The following is a 26,675-nucleotide window of genomic DNA, read 5'->3' on the forward strand; positions in this document are numbered from 1 at the left end:
CGCCTTGAAGGCGCGGCCACTTCCCCATGTCAGTGACTTATTTCTTGATGCGTTCACGTTCATCAAGAACTGAGATCGCAAGCTCGTCGATTTTGCTCTTGTGTTCGGTGGCATGGTGAGCGCAGAACAGGAGTTCGCCAAATGGCATTGTCACTCGAACATACGCTTGAGCACCACATGCGTCGCATCGGTCAGCGGTTGTCAAAGTAGGTTCCATCATTTGCATCGTATTCACACAAACATGAAAGCATGAATGTTGCAAAAAATTCCCAACAGCATGTGACCTTTCGCCTGCGGCTGATAAGTGACAAGTGTGAAAAACTGACGAATATCACTCGTTTGTCTTCGCACACAAGAAAACGCTAGCCTGGCCACGTGAATTCTTTTGCAGTGGTAGATTGCGAGACGACAGGTCTGGACTGGCGGACTGACAGGATTATTGAAATTGCGGTAATCCAGCTTTCGGAAAACCTTGAAGAAGAGGCACGATTCCACACCTTCGTCAATCCTCAACGTCCCGTCTGCGCGTCATTTATCCATGGGATTACTGACACAGATGTTGCTACTGCACCGACATTTACTCACATCATGCCGTACGTGATTTCCCTTCTGAGAACGCGCATTATTGTGGCTCATAATTTTCCCTTCGATTGTGGATTCCTTAATCAAGAACTTGTGATGAGCGGCTCAAGCGCTCATATTCCGCAATCTGCAGGTGTCGATACACTCGATCAATCTCGCATTTATCTGCCTGACGGTTCTCATTCCCTCATGAACGTTGCCGCGCGCCTTGGCTTGTATCCGCGCGAGCACCACCGAGCACTGGCCGATACATTGATTACCGCCGATATTTTTCGAGAGTTCATCGCGCGTGAAGCTCGTGGAGAACGCTATAAAACGTATGCTTATGGTCGCCATGGCACTGTTCTTCCCGCTCAATGGGAACGAGCAACGCCATGGCGACCATAAGCTCAGTATGTTCAGTCCAGGTAGTCGCGCAGCACCTGCGAACGCGACGGGTGACGAAGTTTCGACATGGTCTTCGATTCGATCTGGCGGATGCGCTCACGTGTGACGCCATAGACCTTACCGATTTCATCAAGAGTCTTCGGTTGCCCGTCGCTGAGTCCGAATCGCATCGAAACAACGCCCGCTTCGCGCTCAGAAAGGGTGTCAAGCACCTGATGGAGCTGTTCTTGAAGAAGCGTGAAGCCCACAGCGTCTGCCGGAACAACGGCCTCAGAGTCTTCAATCAAGTCACCAAATTCGCTGTCACCATCTTCTCCTAATGGAGTATGCAACGAAATTGGCTCACGTCCGTACTTTTGAACCTCAATGACCTTCTCCTCAGTCATATCAAGCTCTTGAGCAAGTTCTTCCGTGGTTGGTTCGCGCCCAAGATCTTGAAGCATCTGGCGCTGGACACGAGCAAGCTTGTTAATTACTTCAACCATGTGAACAGGAATACGAATCGTGCGGGCTTGATCGGCCATCGCTCGAGTGATCGCCTGGCGAATCCACCATGTGGCATACGTTGAGAACTTAAAGCCCTTGGTGTAATCAAACTTCTCTACCGCACGGACAAGACCCAAGTTTCCTTCCTGAATCAAGTCCAAGAACAGCATGCCTCGGCCTGTATATCGCTTTGCAAGGGAAACAACGAGACGCAAGTTCGCTTCGAGAAGATGGTTTTTTGCACCATGTCCATCACGAGAGATGATCTCAAGCTCACGGCGATGCTTACGATCAGTAATCTCAGTAGTTTCAAGAATATGCTGAGCCAGCATTCCCGCTTCAATACGCTTGGCAAGCTCAACTTCTTCTTCAGCATTCAGAAGCGCAACCTTACCGATTTGCTTGAGGTAATCCTTAACTGGATCGGCCGTCGCCCCGGCCACGTGAACTCGCTGAGCAGGCTCGTCCGTATCATCGGAATCCTTAACGACGTACGACCCTTTCTTCGCTACCGTTGCCTCGACTTCAGCAGTGTCTTCCTCTTCAGTCGAATCGTCGTCATCATGCACGTCATCTGTGACATCGTCATCATCAGGATCATCAGTGTCATCGTCAAGGTCTTCAAGAGCCTCATCCTCAAGATCTGTCGGCTCATCAGGTGTCACTTCAGCGAAATCGTCGTCCTCCTCCTCTTCGTCAGAGTCTGGAGTCACAATTTCTTCCTTCTTCGCCTTCGATCCCTTTTTCGTCGTCGTAGCGCTCTTCTTCGGAGCCGATGATTCTCCCTGAGTAGTCGTTACTGACTTCTTCGAAGACGCCTTCTTCACATTGCTTTTAACGTCGTTAGCGGTGGCCTCTGCGGTCACTTTGGTTGAAGTTTTCTTCGCCGAGCTCTTTTTCGTACCCGACGGAGTCTTCGTGGTTGAAGTCTTCTTCGCGGCGGTCTTCTTCACCGACGCCGATGTGCCCTCTTCCGATGTCACAGAAGAAGAACGAGAAGTTGAGGAAGCAGAAGTTGCCACGCGTAGCCTTTCACGAGATGATCACTGCTGGCTGAGCATGAATGCCCAAAGCACCATTATAGCGTGTCGCGGCGTGTTTTTATTCCAGACGAAGACACAACTTTCGAATCTTTAGCATATTTTGTTGTATTACCAACACAAAATAGGAATCGAGGTGGAGCACGTCACTGACGGACGATCATGACGTCACATGGAGCTTCCAATAGCAGCTGCTGTATTTGCTTACCCAAGTACAGGCGACCATGTTGAGGCTTCGTTGCAATCGCCACCACGATGACATCCTTACCACGTTCGCTCATTCCAAGAAGGATGTCGACGACATCTACCCCTTCAAGACGCGCTTCAAACTTGTATGGCACCTCTTCTGGATCGAGTATCGCAGAAAGTTGATCAATTTCTTGATCGATCTCAGCCTGAGAGTACTCCCCCAGCGGCCGTCTCATGACCACGGTGATTGGTTCATTCATCGCACGCGAGAGCACAACGCTCTTTGCAATCGCTGCACTGTTTTCGCTGTGCGCTTCCACTGGCACAATGATCGGCATTTCGGTTCCTCACTCTTCGAAAGTCCGTCCCTCTATGCGAAGATACCGATTTATCTCACTAAATGAAAATTTTCACGCCGCTGAGCTCACTCACGTTCACAATGTTGACTTTTGGTCGCTAGACATTTTTCGTTATTTCGCTGGTATTGAAGCACCCAGGGCGGTGGAAGAACTGCCCTGTACGCATGATGTAACAGGCACGCCATGGGATACGTAGGGTCGGAATCGTAAGCAAGTTGCTCATAAGCCGCGCCTCGATATCCATCTCCGCTCCACCAAGACAAGTACGCAAGCATTGCATAAGGCCGCGCATCATCGTCAGCGCTCAATCGAGCGAGCTCAATCAGAAGAAAACTCAATAAGCGGATTCGCCGCATTGAAGGGCAACGCATACTGAGTTGATAAAGCTTCTTGCGCATATCATCAACATTCACTTCCCCCAAGCTCGTATATGACGAGTCCAAGGCCCACAGCAGCAAGGCATCACGCTGGTCAAATCTGGTCAGGTGGGCCAGGAGCCTCGCTAATACTTGTGGGGTATTTCGAGGAAGAACTTTCGATAAATGCAGTGTTGATTGAGGGTCACACTGATCAAGCCGCGACAGAACATCTTCCCAATGGACAAAATGGCTTAATTCCCCTCGTGCCACATAATTAAAGAATCGATCAACCACATCATTTCGATATTCGTTGTGATAACGCTCAACACATGCGATTGACCACTCTGGAATATGCTCGAATCCGCGATATAAAACGTCTTGTGTCTCTACAGCAGGAATCTGCGCAAATGGGTGAGAGCATTGGCGAAGTTCAGGAAGTCCCAGTTCATATTCCTCACTTCCCTTTTGTGCTGGCAGAATTCGATAACTCGAATAATCGGTGTAATACGCCCCTATGCGTATCTTCTGCCCGGTAGTGACATCGAGATGCTCGGGCACGTGACCACAAGCATCAATAATCATGGCACTGATTTGTTCGTGGCAGGTTTCAACCGTCGGATCGTCATACCAGACAATTACTAATTCCCCTGCCTCCACATCATGGGCAAAGGCTGCGAGCGTCGCTGGAAATTTTGGATCGAGGCAGCTGCGCTCAAGATCCCATACCAAGATAGGCCCAATCGTGGACTGCGTTGGCTCAGAATTCGTTGTATCCGCCATAATTGCGACAACAGCACGCCGCGGCCGGTACTCAAGAAGTTGGGGAATAAGGGAAATAATTTGTTGTGGTGTTGTCATGTTCATGGGGTAATTTCACACCGGCGGTCAGGTAGGTCACTCGTGTTCATACAACGATGTGGATACGACGAGCACGCCGGAAGAATGTGGAAAACTACGTCCTCAGCTACGCTGTTCCTATGAGCTACACGTCCGATATCACTGCGCGTATTAACCAACTTCTTCGCACTGATCGGTTTGACCATCCCCTGCTAGCAGAATTCGTCGAGCCTCTCCGGACCCTCGCACAAGGTGGGAAACGGACGCGTGCCGCTTTTGTGATTGCGGGGTGGCAAGCCGCAGGGGGCGATATCGTAAATTTCCCACTCCACGCTGCCACCGCCGTCGAGCTCTACCAGCTGTCAGCCCTCGTTCACGATGATTTGATAGACAACGCACAAACACGTCGATCGAGCCTCACACCGCATATCGGATTCGCACAAATTCACACAAGAGAGTCATTACAAGGATTACCATCTGAGTTCGGTGCAGCGGGAGCGATTTTGCTTGGCGATTATCTCCTGAGTCTCGCGATGGAAGAGATCGCTCTCGCAGAGGCTGTCTCACCACAGGCATTGGCCGCAACAATGTCCCTCTTTGCTTCAATGACTGCTGAAACTGCCTTCGGCCAATATCTCGATATCCGCGGTGAACACATGCCACTCTCTGATGACGCCGATACAGAGGTTCGCCGTGCTATGGCAGTTCTTTTACACAAGTCAGCGCGTTACTCCGTTGAATCTCCGTTACTCCTGGGCGCGACCCTGCGCGATGCCAACGTCGAAGTCCTAGAAGCGTTGTCCCGAGTTGGCCGCCCGTTGGGCGAAGCCTTCCAATTGCGTGACGATGACCTGGGTATTTTTGGAGACCCCGAGACGACGGGTAAACCCGTCGGAAGCGACTGGAGTGAAGGGAAACGTACCGTTCTTCTGGCTCTATCACGTTCCCTCCTCACTGGTGACGAGCGAAAGCAAGCAGAATCACTCCTTGGAACGCCACTGAGCGATTCGCAAGCTACTCTCATCCAGGAACTGATCATTCGGTGCGGGGCACGCGAACAACATGAAGCGATGATCCAGTCTCGCGAGAACCTCGCGCTTGAGGCTGCTCACGACATCAAGACCCCCTTGCTCCATTCCTTGATTGGCCAATTAATGGGCCGGCAAGCCTGATAGTTTCAGGCTTGCATCAGGGCGAATCTGCGCACTGCGTGCGTATTGCCCTCACCCAGCGCCTCAATCGGAGACGCGCCAAGCTCTTGAGCGGGTTCGAGCAACCATGACATCTTTTCTTCATTGGTGAAGCCAAGATCGTCAAGAACCGTCACTGTGCCCTTTAACGCCGGAATAGGGGCGTAAGCACCATCTCGATAGTGAAGCTCTCCGCCGTAAATCATCCATGCATGATTCTCGCCGCGACGAACGGCGATCAGTGTCCCGTCCTCAAGCATTGAGCGGACCTCACGCTGTTTAACACCAATCAATTCAGCGATCTCAGGGACAGAAAACCATTGTGTAGGAAAAAATTCGATGTTCACAGGCGCAATATAACGCGATTTTTCTGATATGCCAGTAGCGACACACTACAATTTGCACTACAGTCACATCTTGAACGTTATTCAATCTTGTTCAAATGTTTCACATTTGTAACATGCGAGGAGTCACATATGGCTCCACTAGGAGGCAAAATGGCACGCACAGTCGCTTCGGCACTCGCGCTCGCAACCACCGCAGCGGCACTTTTCCCCACTGCGGCTCACGCAGCACCAGGAACATCCCCACTCACAGCCGCACCAATCGCCATAACGAAAGCTCCCGAGATGACATATCAAGTAAAAAAGGGAGATTCTTTCTGGGCAATTGCTCACCGCACAGGTGTCTCAATGTACGATCTGGCCTCTGCTAACGGCCTATCAATCAAGGACGTGATCCACCCAGGTCAGCGCCTTCGTATCCCCTCAACGCGCGCAAACATAGCAACAAAAGTTGCACCAGTAGTCAAGAAGACGACCACGCCAGTACCGGCAAAGACCGCCTCAGTCGCAAAGAAAACACCGACAAAAACAGCTGTTCCTGCGTCGGCGCACTACACTATTCGCCCCGGCGGCACTCTGTCAGCGATCGCCCGCTCCCACGGCACCACCGTAGCCGCGCTCGCATCGCTGAACAAAATCACCAACCCGTCGCGCATCTATGCTGGGCAACGAATCATGCTCTCCGCATCGGCTTCTTCTCACACGCCGGCACGAACAGCGCCGAAACCGTCAAAGGCCTCCACATCGCGTTCCGCAACCACGTCAGGATTGAAACGACTTGTGACGAACAATTTCCCAGGTTATACCTACGCGAATGCAACTGTGGAAGCCGCCAACATCAACAAAAATATCCTGGTGAGCCGTTCACACCCATCGCGTGCGCAAGTGCGCCACATGGTTGCCGCAACAGCCCGAGCAATGGGCGTGAACCCACGTCTTGCACTTGCTCATGCCTACAATGAATCCGGTTTCGATGCCACAGCAGTCTCCCCAGCAAATGCTATTGGTGTCATGCAGGTGATTCCATCCTCTGGAAAGTGGGCAGAGGGTCTTGTTGGCCGCAAACTTGACCTTCTCAACGTCCAAGACAACATTACTGCTGGAGTGGCGATTATTCGTTATCTCCAAGCGAATGCATCGTCGCTTGACCAGGGCATTGCCGGATACTACCAAGGTCTTGGCGGCGTACGAAAGTACGGAATGCGCCCTGATACGAAAGTCTACGTGTCCAAGATTCGCGCAGCGATGAACCGCTTCTGATCTCACACTATCGATCTTTCACTACGCGGCGGGCCATCACCCGCCGCGTATTATTTATCTCCCCTAATATGACAAAGCGCTGTCATGGTGTTTTTCGGTAGGCTAAGCGTGTGAATGCATCAGATCCCCTCATTGGCTGCGCAATTGACGGCCGCTATTACATCACCGCCCGGATTGCCCGAGGCGGGATGGCAACTGTGTACCGCTCACGTGATTCACGCCTTGACCGTGAAGTCGCTCTGAAGATCATTCACCCACATCTCGCTGAGGATCCGGCATTCGTAGAACGATTCATCCGCGAATCTCGCTCTGCCGCATCTTTATCCTCGCCACAGATTGTCTCTGTATTCGATCAGGGCATTGCACACGTTGCCGGTGCTGACCGCGCTTATCTTGTGATGGAGCTAATCTCTGGCCCAAATTTACGTATGGAGCTGAGCTCGCATGGCTCACTCCCCCTGGGCACAGCGCTGGAAGTCACTCGCCAAGTCTTGTCAGCCTTGAGCGTTGCACACGCAAAAAATGTCATCCACCGAGATGTGAAACCGGAAAATATTCTTCTCGATGCCACTATCGACACATCTGCAGTAGTTAATACTCCCCGCATCCACGCAAAAGTAGCAGATTTTGGACTCGCTCGTGCCGCTTCGGATCCCAAAGGAACCCACACTAGCACCCTCCTTGGCACAATTTCCTATGTACCTCCAGAGCTCGTATCCCATGGCCTGGCATCACCAGCCTCTGATATTTATTCCACCGGAATCATGCTCTACGAGCTCATTGCAGGGACTTTGCCTTACGAAGGTGAAACTGCAATCCAAGTGGCATACGCGCACGTCAATACGCCTATGCCACGGTTAAGCGCGCTCGCTACCTGGATTCCTGCCGGGGTTGATTCCCTAATTGCACTTTTTACAGCGAAAGACCCGGCGAAACGTCCAACAAGTGCACATGCAGCACTTGACGCTCTTGATGACATCGTTGCATCAATTCCTCAAGAACTACGCTTCCGCAGAATTCCTGTTTTCCCTTCCACACACGACTGCGCACCTGTGATGACAACTGTGATCGAAACTGAGTCTGAATCACAACCTCAGAAGACAGAGTCGTTACCCAAGCTTTTGGACACGTATCAACATACCCAACGTATCGATGAGCCGGCAGTTGCGCCTACTATAACCGATGAATTAGAGACGTCGTCACCGTTAGCTTCCCGCCGACGTTGGTGGCCTATGGTGCTTGCATTCCTCGCACTCGTTCTTTGCATATCCGCAATCACATGGTGGTATTTCGCCAAAGGCCCGGGATTGCGCATCGAAGTTCCTCAGGTATCGGGACAAAGTGTTGAATCAGCACATTCGACCTTATCCAAAGCTGGATTTACATACGAGGATCGAAAAGATTTCTCCGACACCGTGCCTTTGGGAGCAGTGGTGGATACTGACCCGTCAGGCGGAGCGAAAATTCATCCTTCACGCGTCATCACCATTGTTATTTCAAAAGGGATCGAACAAGTCACCGTTCCCGACGTCGTCGGGAAAGCGAGCGACGAGGCACAAAACCTTCTGACAGAAGGGAGGCTTTCACCCACGACCAGTGAAGAGTATTCCGAAACTGTCCCCAAAGGCCATGTCATCAGTCAAAAGCCAACAGGCGGAAGCAACGTCAATCACGACTCCAGCGTCGCCATCGTAGTCTCGAAGGGACGCGCACCGATCGAAATCGTAGACTATACAGGCAAATTTGCTGATACAGCCAAAAAAGAGCTCGCGGGCTCTGGGTTCACAGTAGAGATCACTGAAGAATTTTCCGATTCCGTTGATCAGGGAACAGTGATCTCTCAAAAGCCCAATTCGGGAACCGGATATAAGTCCGACTCAATCAAACTCGTGGTGTCGAAAGGACCAGAGCTTATTGAAGTCCCCTCTGTTTTTGGCCGACAAAAAGATACAGCAATCAAGAAACTGGAAGAAGCTGGTTTCACAGTCAAGGTCGAAGCAGATGCGCTCTGGGGCGAGGTCTTCGGCACCGTGCGGGCTCAAACCCCAGCTGCTGGACAAAAGGCGAAGAAAGGATCAACGGTCACAATCAACGTTGTGTAAGAATCTGAGAAACCATGAATGCTAGTTCCAAGGATTGTTCATGATTCAAACGAGGATCGACAAGAGTTTCATAGTGCTGTCCAAGCTGTGATTCTCTCACCTCATTCGCACCGCCCAACACTTCAGTGACATCGTCGCCTGTTAATTCGATATGCACTCCTGCTGGTACTGTACCGGTCGCCCGGTGAACATCGAAGAATCCTTGAATTTCGTCCATGACATCTGACATGCGACGAGTTTTGTATCCCGATGCCATAAATGTGTTGCCGTGCATGGGATCGCAGACCCAGGTAACTGGGCGTCCATCTTTTTTCACCGCGTTCACGAGCTGTGGCAAAAGTTGCCGCACATTGCTCGCCCCCATTCGAGTAATAAAAGTCAGGCGACCGGGAACCCCTTGAGGATTGAGCCGGTCAATCAGACGTCGCAGATCATCGCTCGTCGCGCTTGGACCAATTTTAACCCCGATAGGGTTTGCAACCTGCGAGAGCATATCGACATGGGCACCCTGCGGGTCACGGGTTCTCTCTCCGATCCACAAAAAATGTGCGGATGTGTCATATTTGAGCCCCGATCGCGCATCGACACGGGTCAGAGCATCCTCATACCCCAAAAGCAACGCTTCATGTGAGGAATAGAAGTCCACAGTATGCAGCTGCTTTCCGTGTGCGCCAGTTGCTGTGATGAAACGAAGAGCTCGATCAATTTCTTGTGCCATCGAGTCATAGCGCTCATAAGCTCGATTACGCGCAAAACCAGCATTCCACTCATGGATGAGATTGAGATCTGCATAGCCGCCACCCACGAGCGCGCGGATCAGATTCAGCGATGCAGCCGATCGCGAATACATGGTGAGCAAACGATTGGGATCCGGGGTGCGAGATTCTGGAGTAAACTCGTGCCCATTAACCGCATCACCGAAATATGACGGTAGGGCTACGCCGTCAAGTACTTGAGTCGCGTGGGTACGTGGCTTGGCATATTGTCCAGCGATTCTACCGATTTTCACCACTGGCACCGAGGCTGAGTACGTCAAAATAAGCGCCATCTGAAGGATCGTCCGAACCTTGCCACGAATTGCTTCTTCTCCCGAGGTTGCGAAAGATTCTGCGCAATCTCCTCCTTGGAGAATAAATGCTTGTCCTTCACCAGCTGCCGCAAGCTTCTCCCTCAATGTGTCGGCTTCCGGGGCGAAAACAAGGGGCGGAAGGGTACGAATATGTGCAAGCACTGCTTCAAGCCGGTCAGGATCATGATATACCGGCTGGTAGAGTGCTTCTTTCACCTTCCAAGACAAACGGGGTTGATTCACACGAATATCTTAGTCACTTCCGCGCGCAATGGGTGTGTTGAAAAGAATAGGCGGCCGAGGGCACCCCTCGGCCGCCTATTCTTTTCACTCTACTTAGCCGACCACTCCTGGCCAATCTCCTGCATCAAAGTGGCGAACCACTCTTGGTCAGTGTTAAATGGCTTGTGACCTGCAATACGCGGGAAAGCAATAACGGATAACTCGTCATTGTTCTCTTCATCCTGCCCCACGACACCCGGCGTGCCAGCGAATGCAGCCTTGACTGCAAGCTCAGCAACTTCACGGATAAGTGTGAGGTCAGCTTCGTTTGATGCGGCTGAACGTGAGAAGTAACCCGACTTCTGAACCATAACTTTTTCAGCACCAATGATCTTTGAGAACTTCTTAGCAAACCATTGGCCGGGATTGATGGTATCCAGCTTGACGTGTCCGAAGGCATCGCGCTCTGGCTCTTCGCCATCTTCAACCATCTCTTCGATGATCTCAGCCACCCCAGCGCCCTCGGAGAGGAAGATGTTGACATTGCCTTGCTCATCCATGATCTTACGCAAGCGCGAAGCTTCGACATCCAGATCGAAGTGGATTTCCGGCAAGTACAAAGCATGGACATCCCAGCGCTCAGCTGAGAGACCAGCCTCTGGAAGCCACTGCTGTTCCTTCACCCACGCATGGTAGTTTTCCGTAGCCTGAGCGGCAAGGTAACCACAGTTACGCCCCATGATCTCGTGGATGATGAGCATACGCGGATTTGAGCGGTGTTCGCCGATAATATTCTGTGCAAACTTGGATGCTTCGTCAGCGGCAGTCCATGCACCGAGCGACTGCTTAATCGGAACAATATCGTTATCGATGGTCTTTGGCAGGCCGACGACAGTCAGATCGTAGTTGTGTTCCTTCAGGTAAGCAGCCAGGTCAGCCGCAGCCGTGTTGGTGTCGTCACCACCGATCGTGTGAAGGACATCCACGCCATCCTTCTTGAGCTGCTCTGCAGCAACCTCAAGAGGATCTTCGCCTTCGCGTACCAGCCCACGATCAATGCAATCCTGGACATTCGTGAGCTTGACACGGGAATTACCGATTGGGGAGCCACCAAAACGGGTCAAAACTTCAGCGTTCTTGCGCACCTCGTCTCCGAAAACGACGTGCATACCCTTGAGCAGGCCATAGTAGCCGTACTGGTAAGCAATGATTTCAACTTCCGGAGCCTCGCGAGTGTAGATCTCAACCAAGTCGCCAATAGCGGTGGATAGGCAGGGGGCAAAGCCTCCAGCAGTGAGCAGGGCAACGCGACGAACAGACATCGGTTTCCTTCCATACTTGAGAATAGTAATGCGCCTTTATTCTATCGGGTGTTAGTGTGAAACCTATGGACAAGGATTGGGATGCTGACGCCGAGTGGCGCAAGGCACAAGCAGAGATGGCACTTGGTGGGAGTTCAGTCCCACGTGAGTTCTCCTCTGACGCTCGAGCAGCGGCAGGGCACGGCCCACGTGATTGGAGCCCGCCGGATGAAGAAGAATTCACGACCTTCGACCGCGAGATCCTTGAACAGCCGCGCCAGATTTTTTCGACAGCGGCAGTCACTATGTTCGTCCTGGCCTGTGCTGGCTTTAGCCTGGCGCTCCTGGGACTCTTTGGTGTGCTCTCCTCTTCCCTCGCCGGACTTGGTGGCGCTATCGGCTTCGTTGCGCTCGTCATATCTATCTGGCTCAGCTTGCCCACGAAACGCGATTTCGACGACGACGGAGCGCAAGTCTGAATAATGCCCAATTTGCTTTACGCCCCTCCCCGGTACCTCTTGTGCGATACACAAATGGTGCCTGGGCGATTTTGCCCAGGCACCAAGATATTTCGGATATTGACTGGCGAAAATGCGGATCGTACGCTTTCAGGCAGTCACATGAGAATCCACGATGCCTTTCACGGCGCCGTAAAGATCGCGCGGATTTGAGGGATATTCCAGAATAACTTCTGGCTTCGCTACACGCGCCAACCATCGATCTTGGGGGCGTGCAATCAAAATAATGTACGGCATGTTCTCGTCAATCTCATCTCGAACAGTCTTGCCCACTCCGATTCCACCGAGCTTCCCTGCTTCGGCATCGAGAATCAGCAGATCGAATGCGCCCTCCTCAACTTTGAGGATTGCTCCTTCATGGGTCGCTGCTTCAGTCCAGTCGATTGAGCGATCGCCAATCTTGCGGCCTACTGAACGGATGACGTCCTCACGTGTATGCAAGTTGTCTGAGTAGACAAGGATTCGAATAGATGTCATCGACATAACCTCCAAGTGTGTAGACTTCGCCATTCTACCCACTTTCTGTTGCGGATGTGGGAAATGAAAAACATTGTGGGAAAGCTCTGCTACGAGCTTTCCCACAATGTCAGTGAACAGCAACGATGTCCAGAATGAATGCCTGAACGGGAGCGTTCTTATTATTTGGATCGACACTGGTGAAGAAAACGCGCGATCCTTCTTCGACCCCCTTAAGCGGATCTAGGCCATTGCCTGCGACGAATGGTGCGCTTTGTGGGCCAGAGAGCTCATACGTGGACTGCGCTTTCGCATTCGACCCCCATTCGACCGTCGTGGTCTGATAGTAGATGGTCTTACCTTCTTCAATCTTCGGGCCGTTACCACGAGCAATGACGATCGCTGACGATGCCTCGGGCGCCTTCTGATTTGCCTTAATCTTCAGGTCAGTCACCGGCTGTCCCAACTCGCCCTTGTAGGTCACGGGAAGATCCGCCTGTGTCTTTTCGACTTTCGCTTTGGGATCACCTGATGAGTTCTTCCCAAAGCCATCAACGATTTCCACGTAGAAAGCGATAGTATCGCCCTTCTTGATACCAGCTTGATCGTTACCATCAGAGTAACCAAGCTCACTAGGAATTGATAGGATCACCTTTGATCCGACTTTCTGTCCTGCAAGACCTTGTGTCCAACCAGGGATTACCCCTTGCAGTGAGAATGTACTGGGCTCGCCACGGCCAAAAGACGAATCGAATGGCGCCTCATTACCCCAGACCTGACCAACGTAGTGAGCCACAACGGTATCGGTAGGTTCAAGGACGCGCCCCTTGCCCTCTTCGGTGATAAGAACTTTCAAACCCTTCGGCGCTGCTGACTGAGGGAAGGCGAGTTTTGTTCCCTTTCCACTCCCTGTAACTGTCGGCATAGTCGAGGCGTCGGGGTGAGTATCAGGTTTGACGGATTGCACTTGAGCAGAGCTACCCGACGCGGAGGCGGACGAATTCGTCGAAGGCTGCGAGGTACTACAACCCGCCAGAGTCGCAGCGAGGGCGCCTGCAAAAGCCAAAGCGGCGATTTTACGCAATTTTTTCTCCTTTGACACGATCCAACCCCGCCGCTGAGACGGGGTTGGATCAATAGTTCAACTCAGTGGAACGATTCACCACAGGCACACGAGCCCTGGGCATTCGGATTGTCGATTGTAAAGCCCTGACGTTCAATCGTGTCAGCAAAATCGATGGTTGCACCATCAAGGTACGGAACCGACATCTTGTCCACAACAACTTCGACACCGTCGAAATCTCGAATCGCATCACCCTCAAGCGTACGCTCATCGAAGTACAACTGGTACATCAGACCCGAGCAACCGCCTGGCTGCACGGCTACGCGCAGGCGAAGATCATCGCGTCCTTCCTGAGCGAGGAGCGATTTCACCTTCAGCGCTGCCCCTTCGGTAAGAGCAACGTTGTGCGTCGCCTCGGTCGTTTCAGTCATGCTTGTCCTCCTATTATCTAGGTCTTATGCTCAACTACCCTATTCTGATGAACGCCGAGTTTCTAGTCCCAACCCCATGTTCGTGCCACACGACTCACTTGTTCATCAAGAAGTATCGGGATCATTGCCAATGCTTCCATCGGCGTTTCCTCCTCTGCGTAGGCATCTTGGCGCAACTCGTAAGCTCCATTGAGACCGAGCCGAGGCAGCTCGCCTTTACGCAATCCGGCGCGATCAAGAATGGCGATCACAGGAGCTGCCTCTTGACGTCCAATGTCCGCACATGCGCGCAGTCCAGAGGGCAAATCCACTCCGATAGTGTCACCAACATACACAACGAGGTCAAAGGGCTCTCCCCCTAAACCTTGACCCCGATGAGTGAGAAAAGCTCCCAGTTCACGTATTTGCCCTCCAAGGAGGTCAAACATCAAGCCCAGCCCTCCGCCTACTCCTGAATAAGGTGATGAGGCTGGCGAACTGTGAGAAAGGAGCGATCTGCGCGATATTTGGTCAGCAGCTATCTGAAGGTTGTGAACGATGGTTCCAATGTCACGTTCAGCCTCCAGTGCTGCTTCTTGACCAATCGCCGGTTCCCAATGTCGTGCGACGCCGGACAGCCCCGTTAACGTCACAGCGGAAGGATACGTCAAGATCAGCCGAACCCCTGCCAAACGTTGTCGAACAGTAAGCAAAGCGACTGAAAGCTCGTGAGGGTCGATCGACACCGGTTGCCCGGCAAGATATGCCAACATTCCCAGCCCGACGTCGCTGTGGCGCATCATCGTCGGGACGTGAACATGAATCTGGTGTGCGCCGGACATGACCACATGGTCAATGTCTGCCCCGAGGAATTCAGAGCTTCCACGCGGATCAGACTGCCCCGTCCAGCTCACTGAATTCGCGAGGTCACAGGTCCACTCGTTGCGACCGCTCCACCATATTCGACGCGGCTCATCACCGAGCTGAACTGAGGACAGTTCAGGATTGATGTACTCGATGACCTCATCGAGGCCAGTGCCGACATGTGCAACAACGTCGCCCTCAGCAATTGGTGCGGTCAAGATATCGTCGTTTGGACGAATGGCATACCACGCGCGCTGAGCGCGTCCAGCAACGGCCACCGGCCCTAATCCGCCGAGAGCGCTCGCAACAAGCAAAATTCTCATTTGCCAAGCCTGCTCAGAAGCAGAGCCTCGGCAACGATTGCGTTGCGCCAATCCCCCAGATGGAGTGATTCATTTGCTGAATGTGCACGGGTATCCGGGTCTTCAACACCGGTAACCAAAATGTCTGCCTGTGGGAATTCGGCTTTGAGCGTCGAGATAAAAGGAATGGAACCGCCCAATCCAATATCCACACTCTCGTGCCCGAAGGCTTGTGCGAGAGCTTCACGAGCAAGTTCTTGTACTGGGGTGTTATCGCCGGCGATAAAACCAGGACCGGCCTCAAGGATCTCGACCGTGACGTGCGCACCAAATGGAGCATGTGAAACCAGATGATCCACCAGCGCCTGGGCAGCTTCAGCCGGATCCTGAGCAGGTGGAACGCGAAGAGAAATATGCGCTTTTGTCTTTGCCGCAAGTGTATTCGATGCAATCGCCGTGGGTGTGACGTCCATTCCGATCACTGAGATCGCAGGCTTCGTCCATAGGCGACCGGCAAGCGAACCTGAACCGACGAACTGCACGCCATCCAAAATGCCTGAATCTTGACGCAGATCCTCTTCAGGATAGTCAACAGCGGCCAGATCTTCCTGCATCACATGAGCAACAGCAACGTTACCTTCATCGTCATGGAGCGTGGAGATCAGACGTGCCATCAGAGTCACTGCATCCAAAATTGGCCCACCGTACATTCCTGAGTGCAGGGAATGGTCGAGAACTTCAAGGTTCACCTCCACCTGCGCCACGCCACGAAGTGACGTTGTCAGCGACGGCACACCGACCTTCCAGTTACCTGAGTCGGCGACAACGATCACGTCAGCTTCGAGACGATCCTTATACGTATGAAGGAAATCTTCGAATGTGGGCGAGCCGATCTCTTCTTCCCCCTCGATAAAGACCCGGATTCCAACCCCTGGGTCAGCGTTTTCAATCGCTGCAATATGCACAAGAACGCCAGCTTTATCATCAGCCACACCCCGGCCAAACAGACGATCCCCTCGACGCACAGCAGTGAATGGATCATCTTGTTCCCACAAATCTAGTTCGCCTGTGGGTTGAACATCATGGTGACCATACAAAAGAATTGTGGGCCGCCCAGGTTCAGCTTCGCGCGAGGCGAGAATCGCTGGGCGACCTTTCTTTCCGTTTACCTCCAGCTCGATTACTTCCGTTACAAGGCCAAGCGCCTCAAATTTCTGTGCAATCCATTCGGCGCTGTCGCTCATGTGTGATTGGTTAAAGGAGTCTTGAGAAACTGAGGGAATGGCAACAAGTTCAGTCAGAGCTGAAATGTAGTGATCCATCTTGTCATCGATGCGTTTTGCAATTTCATTCATGCCCTTAAGCCTATCGCGCTTGCACAAGTGTTGCGTAAAATGGTCTGAGTTTGAAAATTTTTGACTTGTAAAGGATCACGAGTGTTCGCAAAGAAGCAAAACGAAGCGACCGACGAAACACAGGTTGCGGATCTGCCCCTACCGAAAGGCCATACTCCATCGAAAGGGGCTCCGACCCCTCGACGCAAGGATCAGGTTCGCCGTCGTCAGCGTCCCCTCGTCCAAGATCGCACTGCTCTGTCGAAGGAAGAGCGCAAGGCACGACGTGCCGAAGATCGTGCGCGTGCTGACGAGGCCTACCACCGTGAACAAGAAGCAATGCGAACCGGAGATGAACGCCATATGCCAGCCCGTTTCCAGGGGCAATGGCGCCGGTTTGGACGCGATTACATTGATGCGTCTGGGCCTTGGGGAGCATTCTTCATCCCGTTAGCTTTTCTCCTCTTGCCCACGATTTTCTTTCAGGCACAGTTCCCGCGTTTTGGCATGTTCTTCACTCTGGGCATCTACGTGGTTCTCATTGTCATGGGGATCCAAGGCGCATTCCTCGCACGCAAGGCCAAGATTTTGGCAGGATACCGCTTCGGCTTTGACCATGTTACACGCGGTTACTTCTCACAGATGCTCGGTCGCACATTCTATCTTCGCCGTTGGCGGATGCCGGCAGCTCAAGTAGCGCGCGGCGAATATCCCAAGGGAGCCTCGAAGGACGATTGGGTCGCCGCGCTTGCCGCTTACAAGGAGTGGAAGAAGAACTAGTGGCCTCGAGCGGCGACCCGAGCAGGGTCTGACCACGCAAGCCACAAAAGAGCACACACAGTACCGATGGCCGGGAGGAAGTAATACGTCCTTCCGGCCATCTGCCACGGGCTGACAGAGCAAAATAAATGCGGCACAACAACTCCCCAAATAGTGCCGACAGCATTGAGGATCCAACATGCCCAGGCAACACGCCGCATTTTTCGCCCATTGTGAATTAATCCTGCTGTGCCGAATACCCAGGCGAGAGCAGCAACAAACGTGGTCGTTGCAGCCAATATATCGCCGTGCACGAATTGGCTTGAGCCAGCTAAAATCGCGCGCCAAGTAAAGATTGCTGATCCCAGGGCGAGCAATCCCATCAGCGCGATTGGCCAACCCCACGAACGCGTACGGTTGTCCATTAAAGTTCTTGTTCCTGTGCCCTTGCTCATTGCACCATTTATACCATCACGCGCCACTGACATAGGATGGTGACGTGAGTACTTTGACTGTTTCAGAATTTTTGTCCGTCCCAACTGGCCCTACAATCGTCGGGCTGACGGGAGAAACTGTCCGCGTGGCGTCCAACCTAACAGACGCTACAACAAATGATGCCCTCAGCGAAGCTTTTGCTCTCGTTGATGCGCCCACGAGCTGTGGCTCGACCACTACCGTGGTTCATAACGGAGCTGTCGTGATCGGTGTCGGCCTCGGAGAAAACCCAGACCACGAAGATCTCCGCCAGGCAACTGGCTCAGGGGTTCGCGCAGCCGCCGGCTTGAGTGAAGTGCATATTGCCATCGCCCATGACAGCGCTGCGGAACTTGAAGCCATGATCGAAGGCGCACTCTTTGCTGCCTACGACTTCACAAAATACACAGCACCAAAGAAACCTGCAGTGACCACCATGACGGTACACTCTTCGCATTCACAAGACGCTGATGTCATGATCGAGCACGCAACCATTCTGCGTGATTCGATTGCTCGTGTACGCGATCTCGTCAACACCGCTCCCAATGATCTCAATCCGGAAAACTACTCCCGCATCGCCAGAGATGAGGCAGAGAAAGTTGGACTCTCGGTCAAGATCTATGAAGGACAAGAGCTTATTGACGAGCGTCTGAATGGACTGATCGCCGTTGGTAAGGGCGCAGAGCACGGACCACGCTTGGTGCGCATCGAATGGAATCCCGAAGGCGCAACCGGTTTCACCGCCCTCGTCGGAAAAGGTATCACGTATGACTCGGGAGGATACTCTTTGAAGCCGTCGACTTCGATGGTCACGATGAAAACCGATATGACCGGCTCTGCAACGATCCTTCAAACAATCATCGCGGCAGCCCGCTTGGGTATCCAGCGTCGAATCGTTGCCTGGATGTGTTTGGCCGAAAATATGGTTTCTGCCATGTCGACCCGTCCTGACGATGTCATCACCTATCGCAACGGTACGACCGTTGAAATCAACAACACGGACGCTGAAGGACGCGTGGTCATGGCTGATGGCCTGATTATGGCAACGGAGGAAAAGCCCGATGAAGTCATCGACATCGCAACCCTGACAGGCGCGCAAATTATCGCACTTGGTAAGCGATATTCGGGCGTCATGGGAACGGACTCAGTTCGCGACGACGTCGTTGCCGCGGCAGACCTTGTTGGCGAACTCACGTGGCCTATGCCGCTACCGAAGGAACTACGTAAGAGCCTCGACTCCCCGATCGCTGATATGCGAAACTCTGGCTCGCGTGAAGGCGGAATGCTAGTCGCTGGCCTGTATCTCAAGGAGTTCACAGGCGAAACTCCCTGGGCTCATATCGATATCGCTGGGCCGTCATTTAACCAAGATGCCGCCTGGGGCTATACACCGAAGAACGCTACCGGTGTCATGGTACGTACTCTGGTTGCATTCCTTGAAGAAAAGGTTGCTCAGTAAATCAGGGAACTTTTTGTCTCAGAGGCCAGGTTCACGTGAATCGAACCTGGCCTCTGACACAAAAACGTTAATTACACAACGAAATACAGCCCATAAGAAGCGCGCATCGAACGCCAAGGCATGAAAGAATAGGACTAAAGTGCTGGAAGATGTCCGGCATCCACTTCTTGACTTCGAGGGAGAGGTTTGTGACTACTCAGGAATACGACATCGTTATTCTCGGTGCAGGCTCCGGTGGCTACGCCACCGCACTCCGTGCCGGACAGCTCGGTCTTAAGGTCGCGCTGATTGAGGGAGACAAAGTTGGTGGCACCTGCCTCCACCGTGGTTGTATCCCCACCAAGGCGCTTCTGCACGTTGCAGAAGTTGCTGATGAAATGCGCGATAGTGCACACATCGGCGTCATGGGCAGCTTCGACCGCGTCGATATGCCAACTGTCAACTCTTACAAGAACAGCGTGATTGAGAAAATGTACAAAGGCCTCACTGGCTTAGTGGCATCACGCAACGTTGACACGATCGAAGGATGGGGCCGCCTGGTCGGTCCTGACACGGTTGAAGTCAATGGCCAGCAAATCAAAGGTAAGAACATTGTTCTCGCCTCCGGTTCGTTCTCTAAGACCATTGGACAAACCATTACTCAGCGAGTCATCACGTCTGAACAGGCGCTCAACCTTGACGTCGTCCCGAAGTCGGTAGTTGTCCTTGGCGGCGGCGTGATTGGCGTCGAATTCGCTTCTGTCTGGGCGTCCTACGGCACCGAAGTCACCATTATTGAAGGCCTAGATCATCTCGTTCCGAACGAAGACGAAGCCATTTCGAAGAACCTCGAGCGTCAGTTCCGCAAGCGCAAGATTGCGTTCAAGACCAAGACCATGTTTGACCGCGTGGAAGAGGACGCGAACGGCGTGCACGTCTTCACTCAGGATGGTAAGCAGTTCGACGCCGAATACCTTCTGATTGCCATCGGCCGCGGCCCTAACACCGCCAACATGGGATACGAAGAGCAGGGCATCACCCTTGACCGCGGTTTCGTGATCACTAACGAGCGTCTCCACACAGGCGTGGGTAACATCTACGCTGTTGGCGACATCGTGCCCGGTGTGCAGCTCGCTCACCGCGGATTCCTTCAGGGAATTTTCGTTGCCGAGGAAATTGCTGGCCTGAACCCGAAGACCCTCGACGAAAACAACATCCCACGTGTGACCTTCTGCAACCCGGAAATCGCTTCGGTCGGCCTGACGGAAAAGGCAGCAAAGGAAAAGTACGGCGAAGTTGAGACTGCTGAGTTCAACCTCACCGGTAATGGCAAGTCTCAGATGCTGGGTGCTGCCGGTTTCGTCAAGCTCGTTCGCCAAAAGGATGGCCCCATCGTCGGCTTCCACGCGATCGGTGCACGTATGTCTGAGCAGATCGGCGAAGGTGAACTCTTGGTGGCTTGGGAAGCCTTCCCGGAGGATCTCGACGGTCTAATTCACGCTCATCCAAGCCAGAACGAGGCTGTCGGCGAAGCGATGCTTGCGCTGGCTGGCAAGCCGCTTCACAACCACTGAGGAGTAACACATGTCTGAACCCATTAAGATGCCAGCACTCGGCGAGTCCGTCACTGACGGCACCGTGAACGCTTGGCTTAAGCAGGTTGGCGAAACTGTCGAAGAGGGCGAGCCTTTGCTTGAGGTCTCGACTGATAAAGTTGACACCGAAGTTCCGTCCCCTATCTCAGGCGTGCTCGAGTCGATCGAGGTCGCAGAAGACGAAACTGTCGAAGTTGGCACAGTCCTGGGCTACATTGGCGATGGCTCCGGCGCATCGTCCGCGGCACCGGCTAACGAGCCAGCACACACTGACGCTCCTACTCCGGAGGGCGATCCTTCGCCAACCGAGCAGGTTCAACAGGCAGCTGGCGGCACTGGTGTCGAAGTTAAGATGCCAGCCCTAGGCGAGTCCGTCACTGACGGCACCGTCAACTCATGGCTCAAAGAAGTCGGCGACGACGTGGAGGAAGGCGAGCCATTGCTCGAAGTCTCTACGGATAAGGTCGATACTGAAGTTCCTGCTCCGGCATCAGGTAAGCTCACACAAATTCTTGTGACTGAAGACGCCACCGTTGAGGTTGGTGCCGTCCTGGCCATTATTGGTGGCGAGGTTCCTGCATCATCGAACGAGCCTGATGTCGCACCGGTACCAGCTGAGACTGCAGCTCCGGCAGCTCCTGCTCCGGCAACCCCGGCAGCGTCTGCTCCGGCTACTACTCCAGTTGCCGCACCAGCCGGCAACGAGGACGCCTACGTCACTCCGATTGTTCGCAAGCTCGCGAAGGATCTGGGTGTTGATCTGTCGACCATTACAGGCACCGGCGTCGGCGGACGTGTTCGCCGTCAGGACGTTGAGGCTGCAGCTGAAGCCGCGAAGGCGGCACAGGCCACCGCAGCACCAGTGGCTTCGGCACCGGCAACGCCTGCTCCTTCCAATGCTGGTTCGGTCAAGTCCGATCTTGCTAAGAAAGCCGCTGAAGCAACCTCTTTGCGTGGTACGCGTCAGAAGATGTCTGGCCTGCGCAAGACCATCTCGAAGCGGATGGTCGAATCGCTCCAGGTGTCGGCTCAGCTGACCACTGTGATGGAAGTTGACGTGACCAAGATCGTGGCACTGCGTGCTAAGGCAAAGGAAAGCTTCAACGCTCGCGAGGGTGTCAAGCTCACCTACCTGCCATTCTTCGTCCAGGCCGCAGCTGAGGCGCTCAAGGCTCACCCGAAGCTCAATGCATCGATCGAGGGTAATGAGGTTGTCTACCACGACGTCGAGCATGTCGGCCTTGCTGTGGACACGCCCAAGGGGCTGTTTGTTCCGGTGATCAAGAACGCCGGCGATCTGAATATTGCAGGAATTGCGAAGCAGATTGGCGATCTCGCATCACGTACTCGCGATGGCAAGATCGGCGCAGAAGAAATGGCTGGTTCGACCTTCACCATCACGAACACCGGTTCGATTGGTGCACTGTTCGATACTCCGATCATCAACCAGCCTAATGTTGCTATCCTTGGCACCGGCGCGATCTTCAAGACGCCAGCCGTTATCAAGGATCAGGATGGTAACGACGTGATCCAAATTCGTTCCAAGTGCTACCTGGCCATCTCCTACGATCACCGTCTCGTCGACGGCGCTGATGCTTCTCGCTTCCTGCGTGATGTCAAGCTCCGACTCGAAGAGGCTGATTTCGCAGGCGAACTTGGTCTGTAATCAGCATTCATGAGGTGTGCCGGCAAGGAAAAACCTTGCCGGCACACTTTTTTCACACACAGACCCATCACGAGCCACCGTCAACGAAGTCATCTGGCTCATTCATATGGCATGTCACTGTGCGAAACATCCTTTCACTCCCCTCATCGAATTGCCATAGCGCGCATGTTCGGACTTCGCCGTCACCGTCTGCTTCGGAAACTACAACCCCCGTTTGAATCGAGTTGACCTTCCAATATGTTTGACCATGCCGCTGTACCTTCTCCACGCTGGTCACAACGGTAGCGATATGCGAGGGGTCAATTCCGCGTTCTTCAATGACCCGCACAAGACGTTCGTCCGCTGCTCGTGCAGGCGAACTCGGAACGCTTAGTGCAAAAAGGGCATCGACATCGCGAGCACGTAAGGCCTTATCGCGTCGGCTCACCACCCGTTGAGCAACCTGGATCAATGTCTCCCCTGGACTGATATATAGTGACAACACTCCACCAGCGATCACAGAGGCGGCCAAGACGCTCGCTACCACGATTTTTGACTTCATATGTCGACCTCATCATGTTTCATCGAAAAGGCCGTAAAGTTATCCACAGCTTACATACAATGAGCAGGTTGAAAGGAGAATTGTGTGACAGGATCTAAATTTGCGCAATATCGGGATCTTCCGCGTCTCGCAGGAAGTGGACGTCTCATCGTATCTTTTTTGGGGCGATTTCCTACCTCGATGGTTGTGATCGGAAACCTCACTCTCGTCACCGTTACGACGGGGTCTGTGGCTAGTGCGTCGATTACTTCAGCCTCCCTAGCAATCGCCAACGGAATTGGTCAACCCGTAACAGGACGTCTCTCCGACAAGTTGGGACAACGAGGGCCTGTGCTCATTGCTTCACTTCTCAATGCGCTGTTCTGCATCATTCACGTGTACGCAGCCACTGCGGGGGCACCACTCAGTGTCCTCGTCGTCCTCGCGGCTTTAATCGGTGTCACAACAGCACCCGTCGGAGCTCTTGCACGCGTACGGTGGTACCACCTTGCACAACAACCTCCACAGTTAGCTGCGGCACTTTCATGGGAGTCGATGATTGATGAGATGGGGTTTGTGCTTGGTCCGGCGCTCGTCGGCATTTTGTCCTCGATGATCTCTCCATATTTGCCCCTATTAATTTCCGCCTCTTTGGCATTGACATGCGGCGTAGGTTTCGCACTGTCAAAAAACGCCGTCGGCCCACAAGTTGATAGCGAAACTGGCGCATCTCCTGCCTTGTCAACAGTTGCAAAGTCCGTGGCAGTCTGCCTCGTCGGCATGGCAGCTTTGGGCATGTTCTTCGGCTCGACGCAAACCTCGACAACAGCTGCGGCAAATGCGATGGGCAACGAATCCCTCGCCGGTCTGATTTATGCCGCCCTTGGTTTTGGCTCAGCTATCACGTCGATTGGGGCTGTTGCTCTCCCCGACACATTTTCACTGCGCTCACGCATTATCTGCGGAGGAATTGGCCTTGCGGTGGGCTCCGTGGGATGTACCTTCGCCACGAGTTTCATCCAGCTCGCGATACTCATCTTCCTCACAGGAATGGCGATTGGTCCAGCCTCGGTGGCAATTTTTACACTCGCGGGTGAGCTTTCACCCAAAGGTGGCGATGCACTAGCGGTAACACTTCTCGGAGCGATTAATATCCTTGGAGTTGCGACGGCGAACGCGATCACCGGACAGCTCGTGGAGGCAAACTGGGTGTGGGGTTACCTCTTCACTGCTGGTTGCGGTCTTCTTCTCACATTTGGGACGCTTTTGAGCTCAAGCAAGCAGGTTCGCTAAAGTTGACAGAAGTATCAGAAAGGGAATTCATGGCCAAAACGAATAAGCCGAAGAAAAAGCGCTGGTATTCCTACCTCGCTGACGCCTACCGCGTGTCAAAGAAGACATATCCCTGGACCGGCTGGGCAGTGTGGGGAACACTTCTAGGCGTCCTTGCTCTTTTCATCATTCTTGCAATCATCACTAGTTCCTGGTTCTTCTACATTTTTGTCGGCGTAGTTCTGGCAACTACCCTCGCGATGCTGGTCTTACTCCAACTCGTGAAGTCTGCATCGTATAAACAGATCGACGGAATGCCCGGCGCTGCATCAGCCGTTCTTGGAAACATCAAGCGTGGCTGGAATATCACCGAAGAACCTGTACGCTTTAATCCACGCAGCCAGGACATGGTCTTTCGTGCGATCGGTCGTCCCGGCATTGTACTTATCGGTGACGGTTCGCCAACGCAAGTCAACAAATTGATTGACGAGGAACGACGCGCGATTAAGCGTGTCGCGCCCTCCGCGCCGGTTCAGGTGATCACAGTGGGCAACAGTGAAGGTCAGGTCAAGCTTTCCCAACTTGAAAAGGCCATGCGCCGTCTTCCGAAAAAAATTTCGAACCAAGAGGTTGCGGCGGTAGCCCAACGTCTTCGTGCGATTCCCACCAATGCACTTCCGATTCCGAAAGGCATTGATCCTATGAACGCGCGTCCAAATCGCAAAGCTATGCGTGGACGCTAATTTCACCATACAAGAGGAACGAGGAAACCGTGTTTTCAAGCGTTGAGGAAGCCTCAGCATATATCGCCGATTCCGATATCGAATTCGTCGATATTCGCTTTTGCGATCTGCCAGGCGTAATGCAGCATTTTACTATCCCGGTGTCTGCTTTTGACGTTGAGACACTTGCCGATGGCTTGATGTTTGACGGTTCGTCGATTCGTGGATTTACCAAAATTCATGAATCTGATATGAAGCTCATTCCCGATCCGTCAACAGCCTATATTGACCCGTTCCGCAAGCGTAAGACCCTTGTGATGAACTTTTCAGTGGTTGATCCATTCACTGATGAACCCTACGGACGCGACCCCCGTAACGTTGCCAAGCGCGCAGAGGAATACCTCAAATCGACTGGCATCGCAGATACCGTCTATATCGGCGCAGAACCGGAGTTCTATCTCTTCGATGAAGTTCGCTTCTCATCGGAAGTGAACGGTGCGTCGTACCATCTCGATTCAACGGAAGCGTGGTGGAACACGAACCGTGAAGAAGATGGCGGGAATCTCGGCTACAAGACACGTGTTAAGGGAGGCTATTTCCCTGTCTCCCCCAATGATCAAATGAATGATCTTCGTGATGAAATGACCGCGAAGTGCATGGAAGTTGGGCTCCACATCGAACGTGAGCACCACGAGGTTGGTACTGGCGGTCAACAGGAAATCAACTATCGCTTCGGCACTCTCCTCCAGGCCGGCGATGATCTCATGAAGTTCAAGTACGTGATCAAGAATGTTGCGTTTGACGCAGGCAAGTCCGTGACATTTATGCCCAAACCACTCTTCGGAGATAACGGTTCCGGTATGCACACGCATCAGTCACTGTGGAAGAACGGCGAACCACTCTTCGCCGATGCAAACGGCTACGGCGGGTTATCCGATATGGCACGCTGGTATATCGGCGGTCTCCTCCACCACGCAAAGTCACTTCTGGCTTTTACTAATCCATCGATCAACTCGTTCCACCGACTTGTTCCAGGATTTGAAGCACCGGTGAACCTCGTGTATTCGGCACGCAACCGCTCCGCTTGTATCCGTATTCCTGTCACTGGCACCTCACCAAAAGCAAAGCGTCTTGAATACCGTGTGCCTGACCCGAGCGCAAATCCCTACCTATGCTTTGCAGCTCAACTGATGGCAGGGCTTGACGGTATCAAGAACCGTATCGAACCGCCTGCACCAATCGATAAGGATCTGTACGAATTGCCTCCGGAGGAGCATTCACAGATTGAACAGTTGCCAGGTTCGCTCGAGGATGCATTGCGTTATCTTGAAGAAGATCACGATTACCTCACCGAAGGTGGCGTATTCCCTGAAGATCTTATTGAAGCGTGGGTCTCATATAAGCGCGAGCATGAAATTGCTCCGCTGGCTCAACGCCCACACCCCTACGAGTTTGCGCTCTACTATGATCTGTAGAACACACGCATGAGATGGTGGGGGGGGGGGGGGGGGGGGGGGGGGGGGGGGGAGCCCCCCCCCCCCCCCCCCCCCCCCCA

Annotated in this window: 26 protein-coding genes; 12 read left to right on the forward strand and 14 right to left on the reverse strand. The window is 53.2% G+C overall.

Going from position 1 to position 26,675, the window contains the following annotated elements; all coding sequences use genetic code 11:
• Window positions 1-37: 37 nt before the first annotated feature.
• Entirely contained in the window at window positions 38-226 is a 189-nt protein-coding gene (locus ACTOVJ_RS07670) for a DUF7455 domain-containing protein (RefSeq protein ID WP_449504683.1), read from the reverse strand.
• Window positions 227-375: 149 nt separating this feature from the next.
• Here ACTOVJ_RS07670 and ACTOVJ_RS07675 point away from each other — a divergent pair, with 149 nt between their 5' ends.
• Window positions 376-969, forward strand: coding sequence for a 3'-5' exonuclease (locus tag ACTOVJ_RS07675; protein WP_449502815.1), 594 nt, complete (start codon window positions 376-378; stop codon window positions 967-969).
• An 11-nt stretch (window positions 970-980) separates the two neighbouring features.
• On the opposite strand, the gene ACTOVJ_RS07680 is transcribed toward ACTOVJ_RS07675, so the two are convergent.
• The 3 genes from ACTOVJ_RS07680 to ACTOVJ_RS07690 form a co-directional block, all read right to left on the reverse strand.
• Entirely contained in the window at window positions 981-2,477 is a 1,497-nt protein-coding gene (locus ACTOVJ_RS07680; protein WP_449504056.1) for an RNA polymerase sigma factor, read from the reverse strand.
• Window positions 2,478-2,641: 164 nt separating this feature from the next.
• Window positions 2,642-3,022 (reverse strand): hypothetical protein, encoded by a 381-nt coding sequence (locus ACTOVJ_RS07685; protein WP_449504057.1) that lies wholly within the window; start codon window positions 3,020-3,022, stop codon window positions 2,642-2,644.
• A gap of 86 nt (window positions 3,023-3,108) precedes the next feature.
• The gene (locus tag ACTOVJ_RS07690; RefSeq protein WP_449504058.1) at window positions 3,109-4,266 is read right to left on the reverse strand and encodes a DUF4192 family protein; all 1,158 of its coding nucleotides are present in this window, start codon (window positions 4,264-4,266) and stop codon (window positions 3,109-3,111) included.
• A 113-nt stretch (window positions 4,267-4,379) separates the two neighbouring features.
• Between ACTOVJ_RS07690 and ACTOVJ_RS07695 the strand changes: the two genes are divergently transcribed.
• The gene (locus tag ACTOVJ_RS07695) at window positions 4,380-5,411 is read left to right on the forward strand and encodes a polyprenyl synthetase family protein (protein WP_449504059.1); all 1,032 of its coding nucleotides are present in this window, start codon (window positions 4,380-4,382) and stop codon (window positions 5,409-5,411) included.
• A 5-nt stretch (window positions 5,412-5,416) separates the two neighbouring features.
• On the opposite strand, the gene ACTOVJ_RS07700 is transcribed toward ACTOVJ_RS07695, so the two are convergent.
• Complete coding sequence (locus ACTOVJ_RS07700; protein ID WP_449504060.1) at window positions 5,417-5,776, reverse strand: Rv2175c family DNA-binding protein; 360 nt, start codon at window positions 5,774-5,776, stop codon at window positions 5,417-5,419.
• Window positions 5,777-5,926: 150 nt separating this feature from the next.
• Between ACTOVJ_RS07700 and ACTOVJ_RS07705 the strand changes: the two genes are divergently transcribed.
• On the forward strand, window positions 5,927-7,033 hold the full coding sequence (locus ACTOVJ_RS07705) for a lytic transglycosylase domain-containing protein (RefSeq protein ID WP_449504682.1): 1,107 nt from the start codon (window positions 5,927-5,929) through the stop codon (window positions 7,031-7,033).
• 110 nt (window positions 7,034-7,143) lie between these two features.
• The gene (gene pknB, locus ACTOVJ_RS07710; RefSeq protein ID WP_449504061.1) at window positions 7,144-9,135 is read left to right on the forward strand and encodes a Stk1 family PASTA domain-containing Ser/Thr kinase; all 1,992 of its coding nucleotides are present in this window, start codon (window positions 7,144-7,146) and stop codon (window positions 9,133-9,135) included.
• On the opposite strand, the gene ACTOVJ_RS07715 is transcribed toward pknB, so the two are convergent.
• Entirely contained in the window at window positions 9,122-10,453 is a 1,332-nt protein-coding gene (locus ACTOVJ_RS07715) for a class II 3-deoxy-7-phosphoheptulonate synthase (RefSeq protein WP_449504684.1), read from the reverse strand. The genes pknB and ACTOVJ_RS07715 overlap by 14 nt on opposite strands.
• An 83-nt stretch (window positions 10,454-10,536) precedes the next feature.
• On the reverse strand, window positions 10,537-11,748 hold the full coding sequence (locus ACTOVJ_RS07720; protein ID WP_449501927.1) for a pyrophosphate--fructose-6-phosphate 1-phosphotransferase: 1,212 nt from the start codon (window positions 11,746-11,748) through the stop codon (window positions 10,537-10,539).
• A 65-nt stretch (window positions 11,749-11,813) separates the two neighbouring features.
• Here ACTOVJ_RS07720 and ACTOVJ_RS07725 point away from each other — a divergent pair, with 65 nt between their 5' ends.
• Complete coding sequence (locus tag ACTOVJ_RS07725) at window positions 11,814-12,206, forward strand: hypothetical protein (RefSeq protein ID WP_449504063.1); 393 nt, start codon at window positions 11,814-11,816, stop codon at window positions 12,204-12,206.
• Window positions 12,207-12,335: 129 nt separating this feature from the next.
• Here ACTOVJ_RS07725 and ACTOVJ_RS07730 read toward each other — a convergent pair whose 3' ends face one another.
• The 5 genes from ACTOVJ_RS07730 to ACTOVJ_RS07750 form a co-directional block, all read right to left on the reverse strand.
• Complete coding sequence (locus ACTOVJ_RS07730; protein ID WP_449501925.1) at window positions 12,336-12,755, reverse strand: response regulator; 420 nt, start codon at window positions 12,753-12,755, stop codon at window positions 12,336-12,338.
• Window positions 12,756-12,831: 76 nt separating this feature from the next.
• Complete coding sequence (locus ACTOVJ_RS07735) at window positions 12,832-13,785, reverse strand: FKBP-type peptidyl-prolyl cis-trans isomerase (RefSeq protein ID WP_449504064.1); 954 nt, start codon at window positions 13,783-13,785, stop codon at window positions 12,832-12,834.
• Between the two features lie 62 nt (window positions 13,786-13,847).
• Window positions 13,848-14,195, reverse strand: coding sequence for an iron-sulfur cluster insertion protein ErpA (gene erpA / locus ACTOVJ_RS07740; protein ID WP_278012153.1), 348 nt, complete (start codon window positions 14,193-14,195; stop codon window positions 13,848-13,850).
• 62 nt (window positions 14,196-14,257) lie between these two features.
• Entirely contained in the window at window positions 14,258-15,361 is a 1,104-nt protein-coding gene (locus ACTOVJ_RS07745; protein WP_449504065.1) for a hypothetical protein, read from the reverse strand.
• Window positions 15,358-16,695, reverse strand: a complete 1,338-nt coding sequence (locus ACTOVJ_RS07750; protein WP_449501922.1) for a dipeptidase — start codon at window positions 16,693-16,695, stop codon at window positions 15,358-15,360. Before ACTOVJ_RS07750 ends, ACTOVJ_RS07745 begins: the two co-directional genes overlap by 4 nt.
• 81 nt (window positions 16,696-16,776) lie before the next feature.
• Between ACTOVJ_RS07750 and ACTOVJ_RS07755 the strand changes: the two genes are divergently transcribed.
• Window positions 16,777-17,454: a DUF3043 domain-containing protein gene (locus ACTOVJ_RS07755; RefSeq protein ID WP_449501921.1), complete on the forward strand. Its 678-nt coding sequence runs from the start codon at window positions 16,777-16,779 to the stop codon at window positions 17,452-17,454.
• Here ACTOVJ_RS07755 and ACTOVJ_RS07760 read toward each other — a convergent pair.
• On the reverse strand, window positions 17,451-17,858 hold the full coding sequence (locus tag ACTOVJ_RS07760; RefSeq protein ID WP_449501920.1) for a hypothetical protein: 408 nt from the start codon (window positions 17,856-17,858) through the stop codon (window positions 17,451-17,453). The two genes, ACTOVJ_RS07755 and ACTOVJ_RS07760, sit on opposite strands and share 4 nt — an antisense overlap.
• A gap of 74 nt (window positions 17,859-17,932) precedes the next feature.
• Here ACTOVJ_RS07760 and ACTOVJ_RS07765 point away from each other — a divergent pair, with 74 nt between their 5' ends.
• The 3 genes from ACTOVJ_RS07765 to sucB all read left to right on the forward strand — a co-directional run bounded on the left by ACTOVJ_RS07765 (window position 17,933) and on the right by sucB (window position 22,606).
• The gene (locus ACTOVJ_RS07765) at window positions 17,933-19,366 is read left to right on the forward strand and encodes a leucyl aminopeptidase (RefSeq protein WP_449501919.1); all 1,434 of its coding nucleotides are present in this window, start codon (window positions 17,933-17,935) and stop codon (window positions 19,364-19,366) included.
• Window positions 19,367-19,515: 149 nt separating this feature from the next.
• Window positions 19,516-20,919 (forward strand): dihydrolipoyl dehydrogenase, encoded by a 1,404-nt coding sequence (lpdA, locus tag ACTOVJ_RS07770; RefSeq protein WP_449502822.1) that lies wholly within the window; start codon window positions 19,516-19,518, stop codon window positions 20,917-20,919.
• Window positions 20,920-20,929: 10 nt separating this feature from the next.
• Complete coding sequence (gene sucB, locus ACTOVJ_RS07775; protein WP_449504066.1) at window positions 20,930-22,606, forward strand: 2-oxoglutarate dehydrogenase, E2 component, dihydrolipoamide succinyltransferase; 1,677 nt, start codon at window positions 20,930-20,932, stop codon at window positions 22,604-22,606.
• 67 nt (window positions 22,607-22,673) lie between these two features.
• On the opposite strand, the gene ACTOVJ_RS07780 is transcribed toward sucB, so the two are convergent.
• Complete coding sequence (locus tag ACTOVJ_RS07780) at window positions 22,674-23,147, reverse strand: hypothetical protein (protein WP_449504067.1); 474 nt, start codon at window positions 23,145-23,147, stop codon at window positions 22,674-22,676.
• Between the two features lie 84 nt (window positions 23,148-23,231).
• On the opposite strand from ACTOVJ_RS07780, the gene ACTOVJ_RS07785 reads away from it, so the two are divergent.
• The 3 genes from ACTOVJ_RS07785 to glnA are packed head-to-tail and all read left to right on the forward strand — an operon-like array spanning window position 23,232 to window position 26,595.
• Window positions 23,232-24,419, forward strand: coding sequence for an MFS transporter (locus ACTOVJ_RS07785; protein ID WP_449501915.1), 1,188 nt, complete (start codon window positions 23,232-23,234; stop codon window positions 24,417-24,419).
• A gap of 29 nt (window positions 24,420-24,448) precedes the next feature.
• Entirely contained in the window at window positions 24,449-25,141 is a 693-nt protein-coding gene (locus tag ACTOVJ_RS07790) for a DUF4191 domain-containing protein (protein WP_449504068.1), read from the forward strand.
• Between the two features lie 29 nt (window positions 25,142-25,170).
• Window positions 25,171-26,595, forward strand: coding sequence for a type I glutamate--ammonia ligase (gene glnA, locus ACTOVJ_RS07795; protein WP_449501913.1), 1,425 nt, complete (start codon window positions 25,171-25,173; stop codon window positions 26,593-26,595).
• The last annotated feature ends 80 nt before the right edge of the window (window positions 26,596-26,675 follow it).

The organism is Arcanobacterium sp. (ex Cirak et al. 2026) (genome assembly GCF_053585065.1).

Excerpts from the sequence above, each read along its gene's own strand:
- ACTOVJ_RS07670 (WP_449504683.1), bottom strand. The coding sequence starts at position 226 with ATGCAAATGATGGAACCTACTTTGACAACCGCTGACCGATGCGACGCA.
- ACTOVJ_RS07685 (WP_449504057.1), bottom strand. The coding sequence starts at position 3,022 with ATGCCGATCATTGTGCCAGTGGAAGCGCACAGCGAAAACAGTGCAGCG.
- ACTOVJ_RS07690 (WP_449504058.1), bottom strand. The coding sequence starts at position 4,266 with ATGAACATGACAACACCACAACAAATTATTTCCCTTATTCCCCAACTT.
- ACTOVJ_RS07695 (WP_449504059.1), top strand. The coding sequence starts at position 4,380 with ATGAGCTACACGTCCGATATCACTGCGCGTATTAACCAACTTCTTCGC.
- ACTOVJ_RS07705 (WP_449504682.1), top strand. The coding sequence starts at position 5,927 with ATGGCACGCACAGTCGCTTCGGCACTCGCGCTCGCAACCACCGCAGCG.
- ACTOVJ_RS07720 (WP_449501927.1), bottom strand. The coding sequence starts at position 11,748 with ATGTCTGTTCGTCGCGTTGCCCTGCTCACTGCTGGAGGCTTTGCCCCC.
- ACTOVJ_RS07725 (WP_449504063.1), top strand. The coding sequence starts at position 11,814 with ATGGACAAGGATTGGGATGCTGACGCCGAGTGGCGCAAGGCACAAGCA.
- ACTOVJ_RS07730 (WP_449501925.1), bottom strand. The coding sequence starts at position 12,755 with ATGGCGAAGTCTACACACTTGGAGGTTATGTCGATGACATCTATTCGA.
- erpA (WP_278012153.1), bottom strand. The coding sequence starts at position 14,195 with ATGACTGAAACGACCGAGGCGACGCACAACGTTGCTCTTACCGAAGGG.
- ACTOVJ_RS07745 (WP_449504065.1), bottom strand. The coding sequence starts at position 15,361 with ATGAGAATTTTGCTTGTTGCGAGCGCTCTCGGCGGATTAGGGCCGGTG.
- ACTOVJ_RS07750 (WP_449501922.1), bottom strand. The coding sequence starts at position 16,695 with ATGAATGAAATTGCAAAACGCATCGATGACAAGATGGATCACTACATT.
- ACTOVJ_RS07760 (WP_449501920.1), bottom strand. The coding sequence starts at position 17,858 with ATGGACAACCGTACGCGTTCGTGGGGTTGGCCAATCGCGCTGATGGGA.
- lpdA (WP_449502822.1), top strand. The coding sequence starts at position 19,516 with ATGTCCGGCATCCACTTCTTGACTTCGAGGGAGAGGTTTGTGACTACT.
- sucB (WP_449504066.1), top strand. The coding sequence starts at position 20,930 with ATGTCTGAACCCATTAAGATGCCAGCACTCGGCGAGTCCGTCACTGAC.
- ACTOVJ_RS07780 (WP_449504067.1), bottom strand. The coding sequence starts at position 23,147 with ATGAAGTCAAAAATCGTGGTAGCGAGCGTCTTGGCCGCCTCTGTGATC.
- ACTOVJ_RS07790 (WP_449504068.1), top strand. The coding sequence starts at position 24,449 with ATGGCCAAAACGAATAAGCCGAAGAAAAAGCGCTGGTATTCCTACCTC.